This window comes from Sphingomonas sp. BK069 (assembly GCF_014193405.1).
Taxonomy (GTDB): Bacteria; Pseudomonadota; Alphaproteobacteria; order Sphingomonadales; family Sphingomonadaceae; genus Sphingomonas.
In genome coordinates this window covers 90305-107209 of sequence record NZ_JACHZH010000006.1, presented here as the reverse complement: position 1 = coordinate 107209, position 16905 = coordinate 90305, and the positions used below count along the sequence as shown (strand labels likewise).

Genomic DNA, 16905 nt, shown 5'->3' with positions numbered 1-16905 from the left:
ATCGCTCTCCCTTCCCTATCGACAGGATCGCCATGCCCGCGCTCGACCGCCCCCTCGACGATGCCGCGCTCGACCAGCTGTTCCGCACCGCGCGGACCTTCAACCATTATCGCGACGAGCCCGTGTCCGAGGAGACACTGCGCGCGATCTGGGACCTGATGAAGATGGCGCCGACCTCGGCCAACCAACTGCCCGCGCGGCTGGTGTGGTGCGTGTCGGACGAGGCCAAGGCGCGCCTCGCCGCCGCCTGTTCCGACAGCAACAAGGCCAAGGTGCTGGCCGCGCCGGTGAGTGTCGTGATCGGCATGGACACCGAGTTTCACGAGCATCTCCCCACGCTGTTCCCGCACGTCGACGCCAAGAGCTGGTTCGACGGCAACCGCGAGTTGCGCGAAGCCTCCGCCTTTCGCAACTCGTCGCTACAGGGCGCCTATCTGATCCTCGCGGCGCGCGCGCTGGGGCTCGGGGTCGGGCCGATGTCGGGCTTCGACGGCGGCGCGGTGGACAAGGCCTTCTTCGCCGACACGCCCAACGTCCGCACCAACTTCATCGCCACGCTCGGCTATGGCGACACCGCGACGCTGCACGAGCGACTGCCGCGCCCCGCGTTCGAGACATTCAACCGTATCGCCTGACGTGCGCGACCGGCTGCTCGTCATCGACACCGCTACCGCGGCCTGCTCGGTCGCGCTGTTCGAGCGCGAGCGCCTGATCGCGCACGCGCACGAGGAGGTGGGGCGCGGCCATGCCGAGCGGCTGGTGCCGATGATCGCCGGCCTTCCCGACGGCGGCCGCGCCGCGCGCATCCTGGTCGACGTCGGTCCCGGCAGCTTCACGGGCATCCGCGTCGGTGTCGCCGCGGCCCGCGCGCTCGCGCTGGGCTGGGGCGCGGCGGTCTCGGGCTATGGCGCGCTGGCGCTCGTCGCCGCCGCCGCGCTGGCCGAGAACACGGATTTGGCGGCTCTTGCGGTGATCGCCGAAGGCGGGCACGGTGAGGTCTTCATGCAGCGTTTCGCTCGCCCGTTCCGGCCGCTCGACACGCCCCGCTCGCTCACGCCGGCGGCGGCGCTGGCCGAACTCGACGGCGCCGCGGCGATCGGTACGGGCACGCGCTGGCTCGCCGCGCTCGACGAGACCGTCGCCGACCGCCCCGCACTTCCCGACGCGGCGCACGCGCTGCTGCTGCCTGGCGCCGAACGCGCGCTGCCGGCGGTGCCCTTCTACGGCCGCGCGCCCGACGCCAAGCCGCCGGCGCCGCGCGTCGCGCCGTGAGCGCGCGCGTGCGGCTGGTCGAGCTCGCCGCCGGGGCCGCCGCCGACGCCGAGGCGATCGACCGCGTGATGGGCGCCGCCTTCGACCCGCGCTACGGCGAGGCCTGGACGCGCAGCCAGTGCGTTGGCATCCTGGCGATGCCCGGCGTGTGGCTGACGCTGGCGCGGGTCGAGGGCGCGGTGGTCGGCTTCGCGCTGAGCCGCGCGATCATGGACGAGGCCGAGCTGCTGCTGATCGCGGTCGACCCGGCGCACGCGCGCACCGGCATCGGCGCGACTCTGCTGCGCGGGACGATCGCCGAGTGCCGCTCGCGCGGGGTGAAGCGGCTCCATCTCGAGGTGCGCGCCAACAACCCCGCGGTGGCGCTCTACGCCGCCCACGGCTTCCGCCGCGCCGGGGTGCGCCGCAACTATTATCGCAACCGTGACGGTGAGACCTTCGACGCGCATACCTACGCGCTTGCGCTGGAGTGAGGCGGAAGGCGACTCGCGGCCGAGCGGCTTGCGACGCGAACCGCCCGCCCTGCGCACCCATCCCGCGAGAGCAACTCACTCTGATCATAGCTATTCGCCTTCTTGCGAGTCGCTAGCGCTTTTCGCAACAAGCCGGACGCACTACATAGGGCCGCATGGCTCGAAAGATCGATCTCGAAGCGCTCTGTCAGGAGAAGGGGCTGCGCATCACCGAACAGCGCCGCATCATCGCGCGCGTGCTGTCGGAAGCGGAGGATCACCCCGACGTCGAGAAGGTCTACGCCCGCGCCTCGGCGATCGACCCGGGCATCTCGATCGCTACCGTCTATCGCACCGTGCGGCTGTTCGAGGAGGCGGGGATCCTCGACCGCCACGATTTCGGCGACGGCCGCGCGCGCTATGAGCCCTCGCCGGAGGCGCATCACGACCATCTCATCGACGTCGAGACCGGCAAGGTGATCGAGTTCGTCGATCCCGAGCTGGAGCTGCTGCAGAAGGCGATCGCCGAGCGGCTCGGCTTCCGCCTAGTCGACCATCGCATGGAATTGTACGGCGTTTCGCTCGCCAAGAAGTGAGGCGGGTGGGGTCGCGGTGATACGGCTGCTCCGGGCTCATCTCGGCGGCTCGCCTGCTGGTGCGACGCGTGCGCCTTACCACAGCCGACCAACCCGGCGCATTCCGGGGTCCAGGTGGGGAGGCCGTGATGGCCCCGCCGAGACCTTCCCCACCTGGACCCCGGCGTGCGCCGGGGTGGAGCCGCCCTTGGAGGAAGAGCGAGCGGCCGTTACGGCGCGTGCCGGTCCCATCTCCCTCCCGCTCCCCGCGTGATCGCCTTTTTCCGCCTCGCCGCGCTCGTCGCCTGGCTGCTCCTGGCGCTGCTGCTCCACGGCCTCTGGCGGCTTGTGCGCGCACGCTCGCCTTGGCCGCGGCGGTTCCTCGGCGTCTCGGCGTGGCTGTTCGGCGCGCGCGTGCGGGTCCTCGGCACGCCGCTGCGACGCGACGCGATGCTGCTCGCCAACCATCTCAGCTGGCTCGACATCCTCCTGCTCGCCGGGGCCAGCGGCTGCGCCTTCGTGGCCAAGGCCGAGCTGCGCGCCGCGCCGCTGGTCGGCTGGCTGAGCACGCTCAACCGCACCGTCTTCGTCCGCCGCGGCGACCGGCTCGGCGTCGCCGACCAGGTCGCCGCGCTGCGCACCGCGCTCGCCCGCGGCCAGCCGGTCGCGATCTTCCCGGAGGGCACGACGAGCGACGGCGCGACGCTGCTGCCGTTCAAGGCCGCGCTGCTCGCCGCGCTCGATCCGCCGCCGCCCGGGCTGATGGTGCAGCCGGTGCGGATCGACTATGAGCCCGCCGCGCGCTCGCTCGCCTGGGTCGGCGACGAGCCCGGCATCGCGCATGCGTGCCGCGTGCTCACACGGCGCGGCACGTTCGTGGCGACGCTCACCTTCCTCGAACCGTTCGCCCCCGCCGGCGATCGCAAGGCGATCGCCGCCGAGGCGCGCCGCCGCATCCTGGCCGCGGGTAGCGGGACGAACGCGTTTCCGGTAGAGCGCGCGCCATGTCCGTGACTGCCAAGACCCCGCCCCAGACCTTCCACGTCAAGTCGTTCGGGTGCCAGATGAACGTCTATGATGGCGAGCGCATGGCCGAGCTGATGGCGGCCGAGGGGCTGGTCAGCACCGCGGACGCTGACGCCGCCGATCTCGTGGTGCTCAACACCTGCCACATCCGGGAGAAGGCGACCGAGAAGGTCTATTCGGACATCGGCCGGTTGCGCAAGCGCGCGCGCGAGCGCGGCAGCGACGCGCCGATGATCGCGGTGGCGGGCTGCGTCGCCCAGGCCGAGGGCGAGGAGATCGTGCGCCGCGCCAAGGTCGACGTGGTGGTCGGCCCGCAATCCTATCACAATCTGCCCGGCCTGGTAGCGCGCGCCGCGTCAGGCGAGGCCGCGCTCGACACCGACATGCCGCTCGCGTCCAAGTTCGCGCACCTGCCGACGCGGCGGCGCGTCGGCGCGAGCGCCTTCCTCACCGTGCAGGAGGGCTGCGACAAGTTCTGCACCTATTGCGTCGTGCCCTACACGCGCGGCGCCGAGGTGAGCCGCCCCTATGCCGCGATCCTCGACGAGGCGCGCGCGCTGGTCGACGCCGGGGCGCGCGAGATCACCCTGCTTGGGCAGAACGTCAACGCCTGGCGCGACGACGACGGCCGCGGGCTGCACGACCTGATCGTCGCGCTCGACCGTCTGCCGGGGCTGGCGCGCATCCGCTACACCACGAGCCACCCCAACGACATGGCGCAGGGGCTGATCGAGGCGCACCGCGACGTCGTGTCGCTGATGCCCTTCCTCCATCTGCCGGTGCAGGCGGGCAGCGACCGCGTGCTGCGCGCGATGAACCGCGCGCACACGGTCGACGGCTATCTCCGCCTGCTCGACCGCGTCCGCGCGGTTCGGCCCGACATCGCGCTGTCGGGCGACTTCATCGTCGGCTTCCCCGGCGAGACTGAGGCGGAGTTCGCCGAGACGCTGCGGCTGGTCGACCGGGTCGGCTACGCGCAGGCGTTCAGCTTCAAATATTCGCCCCGCCCGGGCACGCCTGCGGCCGAGTTGGCGGCGTCGGTGCCGGCGGAGGTGATGGACGAGCGGCTGCAGCGGCTGCAGGCGGCGCTCAACCGCGACCAGGCGGCCTTCAACGCCGCCTCGGTCGGGCGGCGCTGCACCTTGCTGATCGAGCGCCGCGGCAAGTTGCCGGGCCAGTGGCTCGGCAAGTCACCGTGGCTCCAGTCGGTCCATCTCGTCGGCGATCATGCGATCGGCGACCTGGTCGAGGTGACGCTCGCCGCGGCAGGACCGAATTCGCTGACCGGCGCGGTGGCGCTCCGCGACGCGGCCTGAGGCGGGCGGTGTCGCCGTCCCGCGCGTGCCCCGGCGAAGGTCGGAGCCCAGTCGAGAAACGCTGGTGAGTCCCACCACCACCTTCCCCACAACGCCTTGGCCTGCGCCGGATCGTGATCGGCCGGCCTAGGGCCGCAGCCGCGCCACCACCTTGATCTCGAAATCAAAGCCCGCGAGCCAGGTGACACCGACCGCGGTCCAGGTGGGATAGGGCGCGGCGCCGAAGACCTCCCCCTTCACCTTCATGATCGTCTCGAACTGCGTCGCCGGATCGGTGTGGAAGGTGGAGACGTCGACCACGTCGTCGAAGTCGAGCCCGGCCGCGCCCAGTACGGTCGCGAGATTGGCAAAGGCGCGCCGAACCTGCGCCTCGAACTCGGGCTCGGGCGAGCCGTCGTCGCGGCTGCCGACCTGGCCGGAGACGAAGAGCAGCTCGCCCGCGCGCACCGCTGGGGAATAGCCGTGCGCGTCATACAGCGCGTGGCGGTGGGGCAGGTCGACGACGTCACGGTAGCTCATCGGTCTTCTCCTATGAGGCCGGCACTGGATCAGGCCCGCCATTCGGCATACGCTGCGTAGGTGACGGCATACGTACCGTATGTCAATTCGCATACGCCACGTATGCAAGGAGAATATCCGAGATGGCAGGACGCCGTGCCGAGACCACCGAGGCGAACCGCGCGCGACTGCTCGCGGCCGCGCGCGCCGCCTTCGCCGCGCACGGCTACGCCGGCGCCTCGATGGACGAGCTGACAGCGGCGGCGGGGCTGACGCGCGGCGCGCTCTATCACGGCTTCGGCGACAAGAAGGGGCTGCTCGCCGCCGTGGTCGCGCAGGTCGACCACGAGATGGCCGCGCGCGCGCGGGCAGCAGCGGCCTCCGCCCGCGACGATTGGGACGCGCTGCTCGCCGAGGCCGCCGCCTATATCGAGATGGCGCTCGACCCCGAGGTGCGTCGCATCGTGCTGCTCGACGGTCCCGCCGTGCTGGGCGACCCGTCGCGCTGGCCGAGCCAGAACGCCTGCCTCGCCGAGACGCGGGACACGGTCGCGCGCCTCGTCGCGGCCGGGACGATGCGCGCGGTCGACGTCGAGGCGGCGGCGCGGCTGCTGAGCGGTGCCGCGCTCAACGCGGCACTGTGGGTGGCGGCGAGCGAGGCGCCCGACGTCGCGCTGCCGCGCGCGCTCGACGCCTTCGCGCTGATGGCCGAGGGGCTGCGCGCGCGCTGACCCATGCCGGCGCGAGGTGCTGGACGCGCCGGCGCGGCGCAGCGAGGCTGCACGGTGTGATCGGCGCGCTCCCCCCGACCCTGATGATCCGCTGCCTGCTCGCCGAGCTGCTCGCCGGCGTGGTCGCCGACCTGACCCCGGTGCTCGGCGCGCGGGTCGAGCGAGTGCTGATCTACCTGCTGCTGTTGCGCCGTACGCTGGACGGCGCGCGACCGACCCCGGTGCTCGGGGTCGGCGAGACGTTGGCCATGCCGTTCGAGACCGCGCGCCGTCACGTCGCCGCGCTCGCCGCTGCGGGGCGGTGTCGCCGCGTCGCGGGCGGGATGATCGTCGCCGGCCGCCCGCTGGACGATCCCGCGTTGGCGCCGCGTCTCGCGCGGGTCCACGACCGTGCCGTGGCCCTGGTCGAGCGGCTCGCCGCAGCGGCGTTGCTCCCCGAGCTCAGCGCGATGCCGGGGGAATATGCCTGGATCGAGGGGCTGGGCGTCGCGGCCGATCTCACGCTCGCCATTGTGGCGGCGGAACAGTCGCGCTGTGCCAAGCCGCTCGACCGGGTGCTGCTCGCCGCTCTGCTGGCGGGCAATGCCGCCGCGATCACCGCCGATCCCGCCCTGTTCCGCCGCGCCGCGCCGCCGCACCAGCTCACACCGGGGTGGCGGCCGGTGCGTGGCCGCCTCGTCGCCGAGGCGCTGCATCTGCCCGAGGCGACGGTGCGGCGGCGGTTCGTCCAGCTCGGCGCCGCGGTGGAGCTGACCGCCGCGGGTCTCGCGCTGCGGCCAGACTGGCTCACCGATGCCGCGGGCGAGGCGGTCGGCACGGCGCTGACCGGCGCGCTGCGGCGTCACCTCGCGCAGCTGGCGCGGCATCGGTTCCCGCTCGAAGCGGCCGCCACGGCGTACCGTCGCGGCACGCCCCCATCGCTGAATTTCGGTTAGCCGCACGCGCGATTTCGGCTTGTCCGCCGCGTCGCGCCTGCCACACTCGGCGGCGATGCCATTGCGTCACCGCCCCTCGCGCCTATCTCCCGCCTCAACCGGCGCGTCCGCCGCCGTGCAAGGAGCCGCATGAGCCGAAAGCCCGTTCCCGCCCAATCCGGCGAGCGTTCCCGCGTCGAGCTGTTGTTCGACAAGCCCCAGCTGCTCAGCCAGCTGTTCGGCCAATATGACCAGCATCTGGTGGCGCTCGAGAACCGGCTCGGCGTCTATATTACCGCGCGCGGCAACCGCGTCGGGCTGGAGGGCACCGCCGAGCAGGTGGCGCTCGCGCGCGACACGCTCAACGATCTGTATCACCGCATCCAGCGCGGCGAGGAGGTCGACACCGGGCTGGTCGACGCCGCCATCGCGATGGCGGCCGAGCCGGTGCTCGACGGTATCATCCGCGCCGACTCGGGCAGCGGCGCCCCCTCCGTGATGATCCGCACGCGCAAGAAGACGATCGTGCCGCGCACCCCCGCACAGGCGCATTACATGCGCGAGCTCACCTCGCACGAGATGATCTTCGCGCTCGGCCCGGCGGGCACGGGCAAGACCTATATCGCGGTGGCGCAGGCGGTGTCGCAGCTGATCTCGGGCAGCGTTCAGCGGCTGATCCTGTCGCGCCCCGCGGTCGAGGCGGGCGAGAAGCTCGGCTTCCTGCCCGGCGACATGAAGGAGAAGGTCGATCCCTATCTCCGCCCGCTGTACGACGCGCTGCACGACTGTCTCCCCGCCGAGCAGGTCGAGCGCCGCATCGCCAGCGGCGAGATCGAGATCGCGCCGATCGCGTTCATGCGCGGGCGCACGCTGGCCGATGCCTTCGTGATCCTCGACGAGGCGCAGAACACCACGCCGGCGCAGATGAAGATGTTCCTCACCCGCTTCGGCCAGAACAGCCGCATGGTGATCTGCGGCGACCCCAACCAGACCGACCTGCCCGGCGGCGTCGCCGCGAGCGGGCTGGCCGACGCGACCTTCCGGCTGGAGGGCGTGGAGGGCATCTCGCTGTGCCGCTTCACCGCGGGCGACGTGGTGCGCCATCCGATCGTCGGGCGGATCGTGGAGGCGTATGAGGGCCGTGAGGCTTGATGCGACGGGATATCCTTTTAACCTAGAGGGGATATACGGAGGCATCATGGGTGCGTTGTATATCAAGAACGACGAGACCGCCGACCTGGCACGCGAGGTCGCGGAGCTGCTGCACGTCACCAAGACCGCGGCGGTTCATGACGCGCTGCTGCACCCACGAGACGCGCTGAGGGCGGAGCGAGGGCGCACCATCCACGAACGGCTGGATGCGTGGCGGGCCGCGCATCCGCTCGGAGAGCCGACCGGGCGCGAGGCGAACAAGGCGTTCTACGATTCGCTCAACGACGAGGACGGCGGTTGACCGTCTTCATCGACGCCTCGGCGCTGGTGGCGATCGCGACGGGGGAGCCGGACGCGCGCGAGCTGGAGGTTAACTTCGGCGCGGCAGAGCGCCGGCTCTCCTCACCCATCGCGCTCTGGGAGACGGCGCGCGCGGTGGCGCACAAGCGGAACATAACGATCGACGTCGCCTACACGGAATTGACGACATTGTTGCACGAGTTCGCGATCGATCTCGTCACGGTCGGCGAGGCGCAGACGGTCGCGGCGATCGCGGCCCACGCCCGCTACGGCAAGGGCACCGACCACCCCGCGCGACTCAACATGGGCGATTGTTTCGCTTATGCCTGCGCCAAGACCCATGCCGCCGCCCTGCTCTACAAGGGCGACGATTTCTCGCACACGGACCTCGCCTGACATGATCCACGTCGAACTCACCCGCGAGGAACCCTGGCCCGGCGAGGCGTGGGAGCAGCGCGCGCTTGCCGCCACCCGCGCCGCGGTGGCGCACACGCCGCACGGCGAACTGCTCACCACCCGCGCCGCGGTGGAGGTGAGCGTACGGCTCACGGACGACGCCGAGGTGCACGCGCTCAACCGCCAGTATCGCGGCAAGGACAAGCCCACCAACGTGCTGTCCTTCCCGATGGTGCAGCCCGACCTGCTCGCCACCGTAAGCCAGAACTCGGACGACGGCGAGCTGCTGCTCGGCGACATCGTGCTGGCGCACGGCGTTTGCGCGCGCGAGGCGGCGGAGCGCGGGATCGCGGTCGGTGATCATTTCACCCACCTTGTGGTGCACGGCACGCTGCATCTGCTAGGCTATGACCACATGACCGACGAGGAGGGGGACGCGATGGAGGAGATCGAGCGCGCCGCGCTGGCCGACCTCGGCGTCGCCGACCCCTATCTCATACGCGAGGACTGACGAACGGCGATGGCCGACGACCGAAGTACCGCCGGTAACGGCGACCACCATCACGAACCCGGCATCTGGTCGGGGTTGCGCAACCTTATCTTCGGCGAACCGCACGAGGCGACGCTGCGCGAGGTGCTCGAGAAGGCGATCGACCGTTACGAGGAAGACCCGGCGCCCGATCTGAAGGGCGATCTCACCCCGCTCGAGCGCCAGATGGTGCGCAACCTGCTCCACTTCAGCGAGCGCGACGCGGGGGGCATCGGCGTGCCGCGCGCCGACGTGGTGGCGGTGGAGGAGGCGACCAGCTTCGCGCATCTGGTCGAGGTGTTCGCCGAGGCGGGGGTGAGCCGCCTGCCGGTGTATCGCGAGAACCTCGACCACATCATCGGCATGGTCCATATCAAGGACGTGTTCGCGATCCTCGCCCGCGGCGGCGAGCCACCCGAGACGATCGCGGCGCTGATCCGCCAGCCTTTGTACGTGCCGATGAGCCGCGGCGCGCTCGACCTGCTGGCCGACATGCGCCAGTCGCGCATCCACCTCGCGGTGGTGCTCGACGAATATTCCGGCACCGAAGGGCTGGTCACGATCGAGGACCTGATCGAGGAGATCGTCGGCGAGATCGAGGACGAGCACGACGACGCGCCCGAGGTGCTGCTCGTCCCGCTCGACGGCGGCGCCTGGGAGGCCGACGCGCGCGTCGAGCTGGAGGATGTCGGCGAGACCGTCGACGCGCGGCTCGCCGAGGCGGAGAGCGATGTCGACACGATCGGCGGCCTCGCCGCGGTGCTCGCCGGGCGCGTGCCCGAGGCGGGCGAGTGCGTCGATCACCCGAGCGGCTGGCGCATCGAGGTGGTCGACGCCGACTCGCGCCGGATCAACCGGCTGCGCCTCCATCCCCCCGTACCGGAGCCGGAGGACGTCGACGCCTGAGGCGCGGCGCAACGAGGTAGGTCGGGGTTGCCCCGTGGCGACGGGTTGCGCTAGCGCCGCGGCGAGGGTTCGGGGGCGGTGCGCCGCCCCCCCACGCGACCGACCAGGTCAGCCCTTCGGGTCGCCCGACTGGCAGCTGGGTCGGGGGTCGCCGGCGTGCCCCCCACGCCGGCGGCCCAACCATGCCGCCGGCACCGTGCCTAGCCGGCAGCCAATTCTGTCGCCGATCTCAACGATTTATTTACCTCGTTGCGGTCTAATCGCGACGGTGCCCGCGCCGTGCCGGGGCTCGGAGGTGTTCGATGGCGTCTCTCCTCGCCGCGCTGCTGCTTCAAGCGGCGCCGGCCGCGCTCGCGACCCATGGCGACTGGATCCTCGGCTGCGACAATCAGCGCGGCTGCGACGCGCTGGTCCGCGACAGCGGCGGCAGCGAGCCGCGGCTGCGGCTGGCGCTGCGGCGCGACGGCGCAACCGTGGCACCGGCGCGGCTCGACGTGCCCCTTCCCCCCAGCGTCGCGGCGGCCCGCCGAGTCACGCTGGCGGTCGACGGGCGGCCGCTCGCGCAGATGATCGCGCCCGGTGGCGGTGGCGGACTCGCGCTGCCGTTCGAGGGCAAGCTCGCCGCGGCGCTGGTGCGCGGGCGACGCCTGACCTTGTTCGCGTCGGATCGGCACGTGCTCGCCGGCGCCTCGCTCGTGGGACTCGGCGCGACGCTGCGCGCGATCGACGCGGTGCAGGGGCGCGAGGGCAGCGCCGTGGCGCTCGTCCCGCCCGGGCGCGGCGCCGTCACCGCTCCGATCGCGGCCGTGCCGCCGCTGCCGGTGATCGACCAGCCCGAGGTGACCGGCGAGCCGCCGCGTCGCTTCTCCGCCAAGGACGCGCGCAAGCTGCTCGGCCGCCCCGCCGCCGACTGCGCCGCGGCACGGACCTGGCGGCTCGACGCCGCGCACACCCTCCTGGCGCTCGACCCCGGCTGCGCCGCGACGAACGGGCTCGCCGCGCTGTACCTGCTCCCGCCGAAGGGACCAGCGATCGCGGCGACGACGGACCGCGCACCCGCCGCGGCGCCACCGAGCTGGGACCCCACGCGACGCCGCCTGGTCAGCGCGGCGGGCCCGCTGCGACAGGAATATGCCTGGGATGGCGAGCGTTTCCGCCTGGTGCTCGAGCAACACGACGCCGCATTGCCGGACGCCAGCGGCGACGAGGACGTGATCACGACGTGGCGCGCCACGGTGGCGGTGCACTGACCGCCGGCGCTCTCCGCGGCTAGGCCGTCACCCGCGCGCGGCGGCGCATCCCCTCGGCGCTGGCGAGATGGTGCGCATGGGTGATCGCCACCGCCAGCGCGTCGGCGGCGTCGGGGCCGGCGAGCCTGGCGCCGGGCAGCAGCACCGCCATCATCGCCTGGATCTGGCGCTTCTCCGCGCCGCCGGTACCGACCACCGCCTTCTTCACGGTGGAGGGATGATATTCACCGATCGCCAGCCCCGCCCCTGCAGCGGCAAGCAGCACCACGCCGCGCGCCTGCCCCAGCTTGAGCGTCGACTGCGCGTTGGTGTTGCCGAGCACCTCCTCCACCGCCGCCGAGTCGGGGCGCTCGGCGAGGATCACGTCGGTCAGTGCGGCGTGGAGGTTGGACAGGCGGCGCGGCAGCGGCATCGACGGATCGGTGCGGATCTGCCCGTTGGCGACGTGGCTCAGCCGGTTGCCGTCGGCGTGGATCACGCCCCAGCCGGTGGTGCCCAGCCCCGGATCGAGCCCGAGAATGATCATGCTCTCACGTCCTCCCCGCATGGCGGGGAGGATCTGGCCCTCCCCGCGCCGGGGAGGATCGCGATCAACCCAGCTTCTCCATTACCGCATCGGAGACCTCGTAATTGCCCCATACGGTCTGGACGTCGTCGTCGTCGTCGAGCGCGTCGATCAGCTTGAACAGAGTCGCCGCCTCGTCCTCGCCGACCTCGACCATGGTCTGCGGGCGCCACGCCAGCTTGGCCCCCTCGGCCTCGCCCAGCACCGGCTCGAGCGCCTTGGCGACCTCGTGCAGGTCGGCAACCGCGGTCCAGATCTCATGGCCCTCGTCGCTCGAGGTGACGTCCTCGGCGCCCGCCTCCAGCGCGGCCTCGAACACCTTCTCGGCGTCGCCCGCGCTCGCGGGATAGGTGATCAGCCCGACGCGGTCGAAGGCGTGGCTCACCGACCCGCTCGCGCCGAGATTGCCGCCGTTCTTCGACACCGCGGTGCGCACGTTGGTGGCGGTGCGGTTGCGGTTGTCGCTGAGCGCCTCGATGATCAGCGACACGCCGCCGGGGCCGAAGCCCTCGTAGCGGATCTCCTCGTAATTCTCGGTGTCGCCCTTGGTCGCCTTGTCGATCGCGCGCTGGATATTGTCCTTGGGCATCGACTGCGCCTTGGCGGCGTTCACCGCGGCGCGCAGGCGCGGGTTCATGTCGGGATCGGGCAGACCCATCTTCGCCGCCACGGTGATCTCGCGGCTGAGCTTGGAGAACATGCCCGAGCGCTTCTTATCCTGCGCACCCTTGCGGTGCATGATGTTCTTGAATTTGGAATGGCCTGCCATGACTGCCTCTAGCGGGTAATCCCGAGCCTTTATCCCGCCGACGCGCGCGATGCCAGTGCGGGGGGCGCCTGGCTTCTACGAGGCCGGAGGGCCGGACCGCCCCGCCCTTCCGACCAGAGAACAGAGGCGTGACCCGTTGCGACAAGCCGGACGCCCCTCGTCCGTCATCCCGGACTTGTTCCGGGGTCCACCCATCCGCGAGAACAACGCCTGCAGGAGGTGCGGAACAGTGGATCCCGGACCAAATCCGGGATGACGGGAGGGTGGGTGGCGCAAGGGCTCGCTCGCAGGCGGCGGCGAACCATGAGCGACACCCCTCTCCCCATCATCGCGCTTGCCCCGACTCCGCCGCATCGGGCACAGGCGACGCCAATGACCGTCAGCGTGGACATGGGCACCGATACGTCGGGCGCGCCCGTGACAATGGATCTCGAGGAACTGCTCGCCACCCGCTTGCTCGTCCAGGGCAATTCGGGCTCGGGCAAGTCGCACCTGCTGCGCCGCCTGCTCGAGGGCTCGGCCGGGCAGGTGCAGCAGGTGGTGATCGATCCCGAGGGCGATTTCGTCACCCTCTCCGAGCGCTACGGCCATGTCGTGATCGAGGGCGCGGACTATGCCGAGCGCGAGATCGCGCGCATCGCCGCGCGGCTGCGCGAGCATCGCGCCAGCGTCGTGCTCAGCCTGGAGGGGCTGGAGGCAGAGGGACAGATGCGCTGCGCCGCGGGCTTCCTCGGCGCGTTGTTCGACGCGCCGCGCGAGCATTGGTATCCCGCACTGGTGGTGGTGGACGAGGCGCAGCTGTTCGCCCCCACCACTGGGGGCGAGGTCGCGGAGGACGTGCGCCGCGCCTCGCTCTCGGCGATGACCAACCTGATGTGCCGCGGCCGCAAGCGCGGGCTGGCCGGAGTGATCGCGACGCAGCGGCTCGCCAAGCTCGCCAAGAACGTCGCGGCCGAGGCGAGCAACTTCCTGATGGGGCGCACCTTCCTCGATATCGACATGGCGCGCGCGGCGGACCTGCTCGGCATGGAGCGGCGCCAGGCCGACGTGATCCGCGACCTCGCGCGTGGCACCTTCCTGGCGCTCGGTCCGGCGGTGTCGCGCCGCCCGCTGACGGTGAAGATCGGCGCGGTGGAGACGCAGGCGCGCAGCGGCAGCCCCAAGCTGGTGCCGCTGCCCAAGGCGGACAGCGTCGACGTCCAGGCGCTGCTCGACGTCACCCCCGAGGCGGCGCCGTCGCTGCCGCTGTCGTTCGATCCGCGCCCGCGCCGCGTGCCGAGCGAGGAGCTGCTCGCCGACCTCGCCGCGCCGCCGGCGCCGGGCGTGCCCGCGCCCGCATTGCCCGACCGCTCCGAGGAGGAGGTCGAGGCGATCTACGCCGAGGTGCTGCGCGCGATCGTCGCCGACGCGGAGAGCGCGGGGCGGCCCGCCGCGGTGCTGTTCCAGGACTTTCAGGTGCGCTGCCGGATGACGGGCGTGGCGCGCCCCGCGCTCGACCTGCCCGCCTTCAGCCGCCGGCTGTCATGCGCGCGCGCGGGCATCTTCACCCCGCACGCCGAGGAATGGGCGAGCGCGCTGGCGTTGGCGCAGGGGCTGCCCGACGACATGCTCGGCGCCTTCCTGCTGGTCGCCAAGGCGGCGCGCGACGGCGAGCCATGCCCATCGGACGAGGCGATCGCGCACACCTATGGGACGAGCTCGCTCGGGCGGGTGAAGCGGCTGATCGGCTATATCGAGAGTCGCGACCTGTTCGTCACCCGCACCGACATGGCGGGCAAGCGCTCGATCACGATCCCGCATCTGGGATGGACGACCGGGGCGGCAGAGGCGGCTTAGGGAGACTCAGGGGCGTGGTCGTGTGCGGAGAGCCCTCTAGATCCTTCCCTGAAAGGGGAGGTGGCAGGCCGCAGGCCTGACGGAGGGGTGACAACATCCGCGAGGCTCGATCGGCTCTCCGCCGGCGACACCCCTCCACCACCCGGCTGCGCCGGGCGGTCCCCCTCCCCCTCCGGGAGAATTTAGCTCAGCCTCACCCCTCCAGCTGCGCCTCCGCCACCAGCGGCGGGGTCTGCTGGTGCTGCACCACGGTCCAGCGCTCGTGCTCGATCCGGCGATAGGTCGAGGTGCAGTGCGCGACATAGGTCTCGCCGCCGCTCTTCGACGCCTCGACCTTGTAGGCGACGACGATCAGCCCCTCCTGCGGGCGCACGATACGTTGGTCGCTGAAGCGCACCGCGTCCCAGCGCGGCGTCCGGCTCACCGCCTCCACCGCCGCCTCGCTCTCCAGCACATAGGGCGGCTGCGGCACCACCATCAGGGCCGATTCGTCGATCGACTCGCGATAGTGTTCCGCGTCGGCGGTCCACAGGCTCTCCTCGAACGCCCACACGCGACCGTCTTCCATGCTACCTGCTCCCGTGACTGTTCCGCCACCAAGCGAGGCGGGCGCGGGATCGTTCCGTCGCGGCTCAGCCCGCCGCGCCGCGCCGCCACGGATAGCCGCTGACGCGCGGCCACAGCAGGTTGAGCGCCAGCCCGCCCAGCACCAAAGCGGCGGCGAGCAGTTTCCACCCCGGCAGCGGCTCGCCCAGCAACAAGGCCGAGGTGCCCATCCCGAACACCGGCACGAGCATCGCGCTCGGCGTGATCGTCGCGGCGGGATGGCGCGCCAGCAGCCAGCCCCAGGCCGCGTAGCCGAACAGGGTGTTGCCGACCGCCTGCCATACCACCGCGGCCCACACGCCCGGGCCGGCGCGCTGCACCGCCGCCGCGATCGGCGCCGCCCCCTCGACCAGCAGCGCGGCGGCGACCAGCGGCGGCACCGCGAAGGCGCTCGACCAGACGACGAAGCCCAGCATGTCGGTGGTGCCGCTCGCCCTGGCGACCTGGTTACCGCCGGCCCAGCTGATCGCCGCCGCGATCGTCAGCGCTATGCCGAGCGGAGTGGCGGCACGGTCGTTGTGGACGAGGATGGTGAGGATGCCCGCGCTCGCCAGCACCAGCGCGCCGAGCTGGTAGGAGCGGACGCGCTCGCCGCTCAGCACGATCGCGAGGCCGATGGTGAAGAACACCTGGCTCTGCACCACCAGGCTCGCCAGACCGGGCGAGATCCAGCCGTCCATCGCGAGGAACAGCAGCCCGAACTGCCCGGCGCCGATCAGCAGGCCGTAAGCGGCGAGCGAGCGCCACTTCACCTTGGGGCGCGGCACGACCAGCGCGGGCAGGAAGGCGAGCGCGAAGCGGCAGGCGGCGAAGGCGAGCGGCGGCAGCACGTCGAGCGCGGCGCGGATCACGACGAAGTTGGTGCCCCACACCGCCACCACGGCGAGCGCGAGCAGCAGGTGGCGCGGCGGCACCGCGCCCGAGACCGGCGCGGCCATGCTCAGCCGAGAAGGTCGAGCGCGGTCAGCTCGGCGCGCAGCGCGGCCGCGCCGGAGAACAGGTGCGAGCGGATACCGAGCGCACGTGCGGCAGCGACGTTCGCTTCGTTGTCGTCGACGAAGAAGGCCTGGTCGGCGGTGCGCGCGAAGCGGCGCAGCGCGAGGTAGAAGATCGCGGGGTCAGGCTTCACCACGCGCTCGTCGCCGGAAACGACGATGTCGCGAAAGCGGTCGAACAGCGCCGCCTCGCGCGCGCGGAACGGCGCGAAGAACTCGCCCGAGAAATTGGTGATCGCGAACAGCGGCACGCCGCGCGCGTCGAGCTCCTCCACCAGCGCCGGCATGCCCGGGATCGGTCCGGGAATCTGCTCGCCGAAGCGCGGCCCCCACAAGGCGATCATCTCGGCGTGCCGCGGGTGCAGCGCGGCGAGCTCGGCGCTGGTCTCGGCGAAGGGCCGGCCGGCGTCGTGCTGGAAGTGCCACTCGCGCGTCGCCACGTCGCGCAGGAACGAGTCGAGCGCCTGCTCGTCGTCGAACAGGCGCCCGTAGAGCGCACGCGGCTCCCAGTCGTAGAGGACGTGCCCGACGTCGAAGATCACCGACGTCGGGGCGCCGGCCGCCGACGTCACGTCAGGGCTCAGCCCTGGCGCGCCTTGAAGCGGCGGTTGGTCTTGTTGATGACGTAGGTGCGGCCGCGACGACGGATCACGCGATTGTCGCGGTGGCGGTCCTTGAGCGACTTGAGGCTGTTGCGGATCTTCATGGCGATGGCGCTTCTATCGAGAGAATGAGAAAGCGCGCCGCCTAGAGAGCAGGGGGTGCAAAGTCAACCTGAGTCGGGGAGAGTGGCGGATGGGGGCGCGCTTCGAGACAC

The 16905-nt window shown here is 71.7% G+C and carries 22 protein-coding genes; 15 read left to right on the top strand and 7 right to left on the bottom strand.

The features are described 5' to 3' along the window. The first annotated feature begins 32 nt into the window (after nt 1-32). The 6 genes from FHY02_RS17455 to miaB all read left to right on the top strand — a co-directional run bounded on the left by FHY02_RS17455 (nt 33) and on the right by miaB (nt 4641). Nucleotides 33-635 carry a malonic semialdehyde reductase gene (locus tag FHY02_RS17455; protein ID WP_183924590.1) on the top strand — a complete coding sequence of 201 codons (603 nt, stop codon included), beginning with the start codon at nt 33-35 and terminating at the stop codon, nt 633-635. A gap of 1 nt (nt 636) precedes the next feature. Beyond that, on the top strand, nt 637-1272 hold the full coding sequence (gene tsaB / locus FHY02_RS17450) for a tRNA (adenosine(37)-N6)-threonylcarbamoyltransferase complex dimerization subunit type 1 TsaB (RefSeq protein ID WP_311722147.1): 636 nt from the start codon (nt 637-639) through the stop codon (nt 1270-1272). After that, nucleotides 1269-1745, top strand: a complete 477-nt coding sequence (gene rimI, locus FHY02_RS17445; RefSeq protein WP_311731874.1) for a ribosomal protein S18-alanine N-acetyltransferase — start codon at nt 1269-1271, stop codon at nt 1743-1745. The genes tsaB and rimI overlap by 4 nt, the downstream gene beginning before the upstream one ends. 155 nt (nt 1746-1900) lie before the next feature. Then, nucleotides 1901-2320 carry a Fur family transcriptional regulator gene (locus FHY02_RS17440; RefSeq protein WP_132908705.1) on the top strand — a complete coding sequence of 140 codons (420 nt, stop codon included), beginning with the start codon at nt 1901-1903 and terminating at the stop codon, nt 2318-2320. A 249-nt stretch (nt 2321-2569) separates the two neighbouring features. Continuing rightward, on the top strand, nt 2570-3313 hold the full coding sequence (locus FHY02_RS17435; RefSeq protein ID WP_183924586.1) for a 1-acyl-sn-glycerol-3-phosphate acyltransferase: 744 nt from the start codon (nt 2570-2572) through the stop codon (nt 3311-3313). Beyond that, nucleotides 3304-4641 (top strand): tRNA (N6-isopentenyl adenosine(37)-C2)-methylthiotransferase MiaB, encoded by a 1338-nt coding sequence (gene miaB, locus FHY02_RS17430; RefSeq protein WP_183924584.1) that lies wholly within the window; start codon nt 3304-3306, stop codon nt 4639-4641. Before FHY02_RS17435 ends, miaB begins: the two co-directional genes overlap by 10 nt. Before the next feature lie 126 nt (nt 4642-4767). Here miaB and FHY02_RS17425 read toward each other — a convergent pair whose 3' ends face one another. Next, the gene (locus FHY02_RS17425) at nt 4768-5160 is read right to left on the bottom strand and encodes a RidA family protein (protein ID WP_183924582.1); all 393 of its coding nucleotides are present in this window, start codon (nt 5158-5160) and stop codon (nt 4768-4770) included. A 122-nt stretch (nt 5161-5282) separates the two neighbouring features. On the opposite strand from FHY02_RS17425, the gene FHY02_RS17420 reads away from it, so the two are divergent. From FHY02_RS17420 to FHY02_RS17385, 8 genes are all read left to right on the top strand, one after another. Beyond that, a complete protein-coding gene (locus FHY02_RS17420; protein WP_183924580.1) occupies nt 5283-5870 on the top strand; it encodes a TetR/AcrR family transcriptional regulator in 588 nt (195 codons plus the stop codon). Between the two features lie 56 nt (nt 5871-5926). Then, nucleotides 5927-6805, top strand: coding sequence for a hypothetical protein (locus tag FHY02_RS17415; RefSeq protein WP_183924578.1), 879 nt, complete (start codon nt 5927-5929; stop codon nt 6803-6805). Between the two features lie 129 nt (nt 6806-6934). Then, nucleotides 6935-7936, top strand: coding sequence for a PhoH family protein (locus tag FHY02_RS17410; RefSeq protein ID WP_132908698.1), 1002 nt, complete (start codon nt 6935-6937; stop codon nt 7934-7936). Between the two features lie 46 nt (nt 7937-7982). Continuing rightward, entirely contained in the window at nt 7983-8237 is a 255-nt protein-coding gene (locus tag FHY02_RS17405; RefSeq protein WP_183924577.1) for a type II toxin-antitoxin system VapB family antitoxin, read from the top strand. Further along, a complete protein-coding gene (locus FHY02_RS17400) occupies nt 8234-8632 on the top strand; it encodes a type II toxin-antitoxin system VapC family toxin (RefSeq protein ID WP_183924575.1) in 399 nt (132 codons plus the stop codon). Before FHY02_RS17405 ends, FHY02_RS17400 begins: the two co-directional genes overlap by 4 nt. 1 nt (nt 8633) lies before the next feature. Continuing rightward, on the top strand, nt 8634-9143 hold the full coding sequence (gene ybeY / locus FHY02_RS17395; protein ID WP_183924572.1) for an rRNA maturation RNase YbeY: 510 nt from the start codon (nt 8634-8636) through the stop codon (nt 9141-9143). A gap of 9 nt (nt 9144-9152) precedes the next feature. Further along, nucleotides 9153-10067, top strand: coding sequence for a hemolysin family protein (locus FHY02_RS17390; RefSeq protein WP_183924563.1), 915 nt, complete (start codon nt 9153-9155; stop codon nt 10065-10067). Nucleotides 10068-10369: 302 nt separating this feature from the next. Next, nucleotides 10370-11317, top strand: a complete 948-nt coding sequence (locus FHY02_RS17385; protein ID WP_183924561.1) for a DUF1176 domain-containing protein — start codon at nt 10370-10372, stop codon at nt 11315-11317. Nucleotides 11318-11336: 19 nt separating this feature from the next. On the opposite strand, the gene ruvC is transcribed toward FHY02_RS17385, so the two are convergent. After that, the gene (gene ruvC, locus FHY02_RS17380) at nt 11337-11843 is read right to left on the bottom strand and encodes a crossover junction endodeoxyribonuclease RuvC (RefSeq protein ID WP_183924560.1); all 507 of its coding nucleotides are present in this window, start codon (nt 11841-11843) and stop codon (nt 11337-11339) included. A gap of 64 nt (nt 11844-11907) precedes the next feature. Further along, the gene (locus FHY02_RS17375; RefSeq protein WP_183924558.1) at nt 11908-12651 is read right to left on the bottom strand and encodes a YebC/PmpR family DNA-binding transcriptional regulator; all 744 of its coding nucleotides are present in this window, start codon (nt 12649-12651) and stop codon (nt 11908-11910) included. Between the two features lie 372 nt (nt 12652-13023). On the opposite strand from FHY02_RS17375, the gene FHY02_RS17370 reads away from it, so the two are divergent. Beyond that, nucleotides 13024-14487 carry an ATP-binding protein gene (locus FHY02_RS17370; RefSeq protein ID WP_183924556.1) on the top strand — a complete coding sequence of 488 codons (1464 nt, stop codon included), beginning with the start codon at nt 13024-13026 and terminating at the stop codon, nt 14485-14487. A gap of 193 nt (nt 14488-14680) precedes the next feature. Here FHY02_RS17370 and FHY02_RS17365 read toward each other — a convergent pair whose 3' ends face one another. The 4 genes from FHY02_RS17365 to ykgO form a co-directional block, all read right to left on the bottom strand. Then, nucleotides 14681-15055 carry a DUF4440 domain-containing protein gene (locus tag FHY02_RS17365; protein ID WP_183924554.1) on the bottom strand — a complete coding sequence of 125 codons (375 nt, stop codon included), beginning with the start codon at nt 15053-15055 and terminating at the stop codon, nt 14681-14683. Nucleotides 15056-15119: 64 nt separating this feature from the next. Further along, the gene (locus FHY02_RS17360) at nt 15120-16031 is read right to left on the bottom strand and encodes an EamA family transporter (RefSeq protein WP_183924552.1); all 912 of its coding nucleotides are present in this window, start codon (nt 16029-16031) and stop codon (nt 15120-15122) included. A gap of 2 nt (nt 16032-16033) precedes the next feature. Beyond that, complete coding sequence (locus FHY02_RS17355; protein ID WP_183924550.1) at nt 16034-16660, bottom strand: HAD family phosphatase; 627 nt, start codon at nt 16658-16660, stop codon at nt 16034-16036. Nucleotides 16661-16668: 8 nt separating this feature from the next. After that, complete coding sequence (gene ykgO / locus FHY02_RS17350) at nt 16669-16794, bottom strand: type B 50S ribosomal protein L36 (protein WP_003046794.1); 126 nt, start codon at nt 16792-16794, stop codon at nt 16669-16671. Nucleotides 16795-16905 lie beyond the last annotated feature (111 nt).

Excerpts from the sequence above, each read along its gene's own strand:
- FHY02_RS17455 (WP_183924590.1), top strand. The coding sequence starts at position 33 with ATGCCCGCGCTCGACCGCCCCCTCGACGATGCCGCGCTCGACCAGCTG.
- FHY02_RS17440 (WP_132908705.1), top strand. The coding sequence starts at position 1,901 with ATGGCTCGAAAGATCGATCTCGAAGCGCTCTGTCAGGAGAAGGGGCTG.
- miaB (WP_183924584.1), top strand. The coding sequence starts at position 3,304 with ATGTCCGTGACTGCCAAGACCCCGCCCCAGACCTTCCACGTCAAGTCG.
- FHY02_RS17425 (WP_183924582.1), bottom strand. The coding sequence starts at position 5,160 with ATGAGCTACCGTGACGTCGTCGACCTGCCCCACCGCCACGCGCTGTAT.
- FHY02_RS17420 (WP_183924580.1), top strand. The coding sequence starts at position 5,283 with ATGGCAGGACGCCGTGCCGAGACCACCGAGGCGAACCGCGCGCGACTG.
- FHY02_RS17410 (WP_132908698.1), top strand. The coding sequence starts at position 6,935 with ATGAGCCGAAAGCCCGTTCCCGCCCAATCCGGCGAGCGTTCCCGCGTC.
- FHY02_RS17405 (WP_183924577.1), top strand. The coding sequence starts at position 7,983 with ATGGGTGCGTTGTATATCAAGAACGACGAGACCGCCGACCTGGCACGC.
- ybeY (WP_183924572.1), top strand. The coding sequence starts at position 8,634 with ATGATCCACGTCGAACTCACCCGCGAGGAACCCTGGCCCGGCGAGGCG.
- FHY02_RS17390 (WP_183924563.1), top strand. The coding sequence starts at position 9,153 with ATGGCCGACGACCGAAGTACCGCCGGTAACGGCGACCACCATCACGAA.
- FHY02_RS17385 (WP_183924561.1), top strand. The coding sequence starts at position 10,370 with ATGGCGTCTCTCCTCGCCGCGCTGCTGCTTCAAGCGGCGCCGGCCGCG.
- ruvC (WP_183924560.1), bottom strand. The coding sequence starts at position 11,843 with ATGATCATTCTCGGGCTCGATCCGGGGCTGGGCACCACCGGCTGGGGC.
- FHY02_RS17375 (WP_183924558.1), bottom strand. The coding sequence starts at position 12,651 with ATGGCAGGCCATTCCAAATTCAAGAACATCATGCACCGCAAGGGTGCG.
- FHY02_RS17370 (WP_183924556.1), top strand. The coding sequence starts at position 13,024 with ATGACCGTCAGCGTGGACATGGGCACCGATACGTCGGGCGCGCCCGTG.
- FHY02_RS17365 (WP_183924554.1), bottom strand. The coding sequence starts at position 15,055 with ATGGAAGACGGTCGCGTGTGGGCGTTCGAGGAGAGCCTGTGGACCGCC.
- FHY02_RS17360 (WP_183924552.1), bottom strand. The coding sequence starts at position 16,031 with ATGGCCGCGCCGGTCTCGGGCGCGGTGCCGCCGCGCCACCTGCTGCTC.
- ykgO (WP_003046794.1), bottom strand. The coding sequence starts at position 16,794 with ATGAAGATCCGCAACAGCCTCAAGTCGCTCAAGGACCGCCACCGCGAC.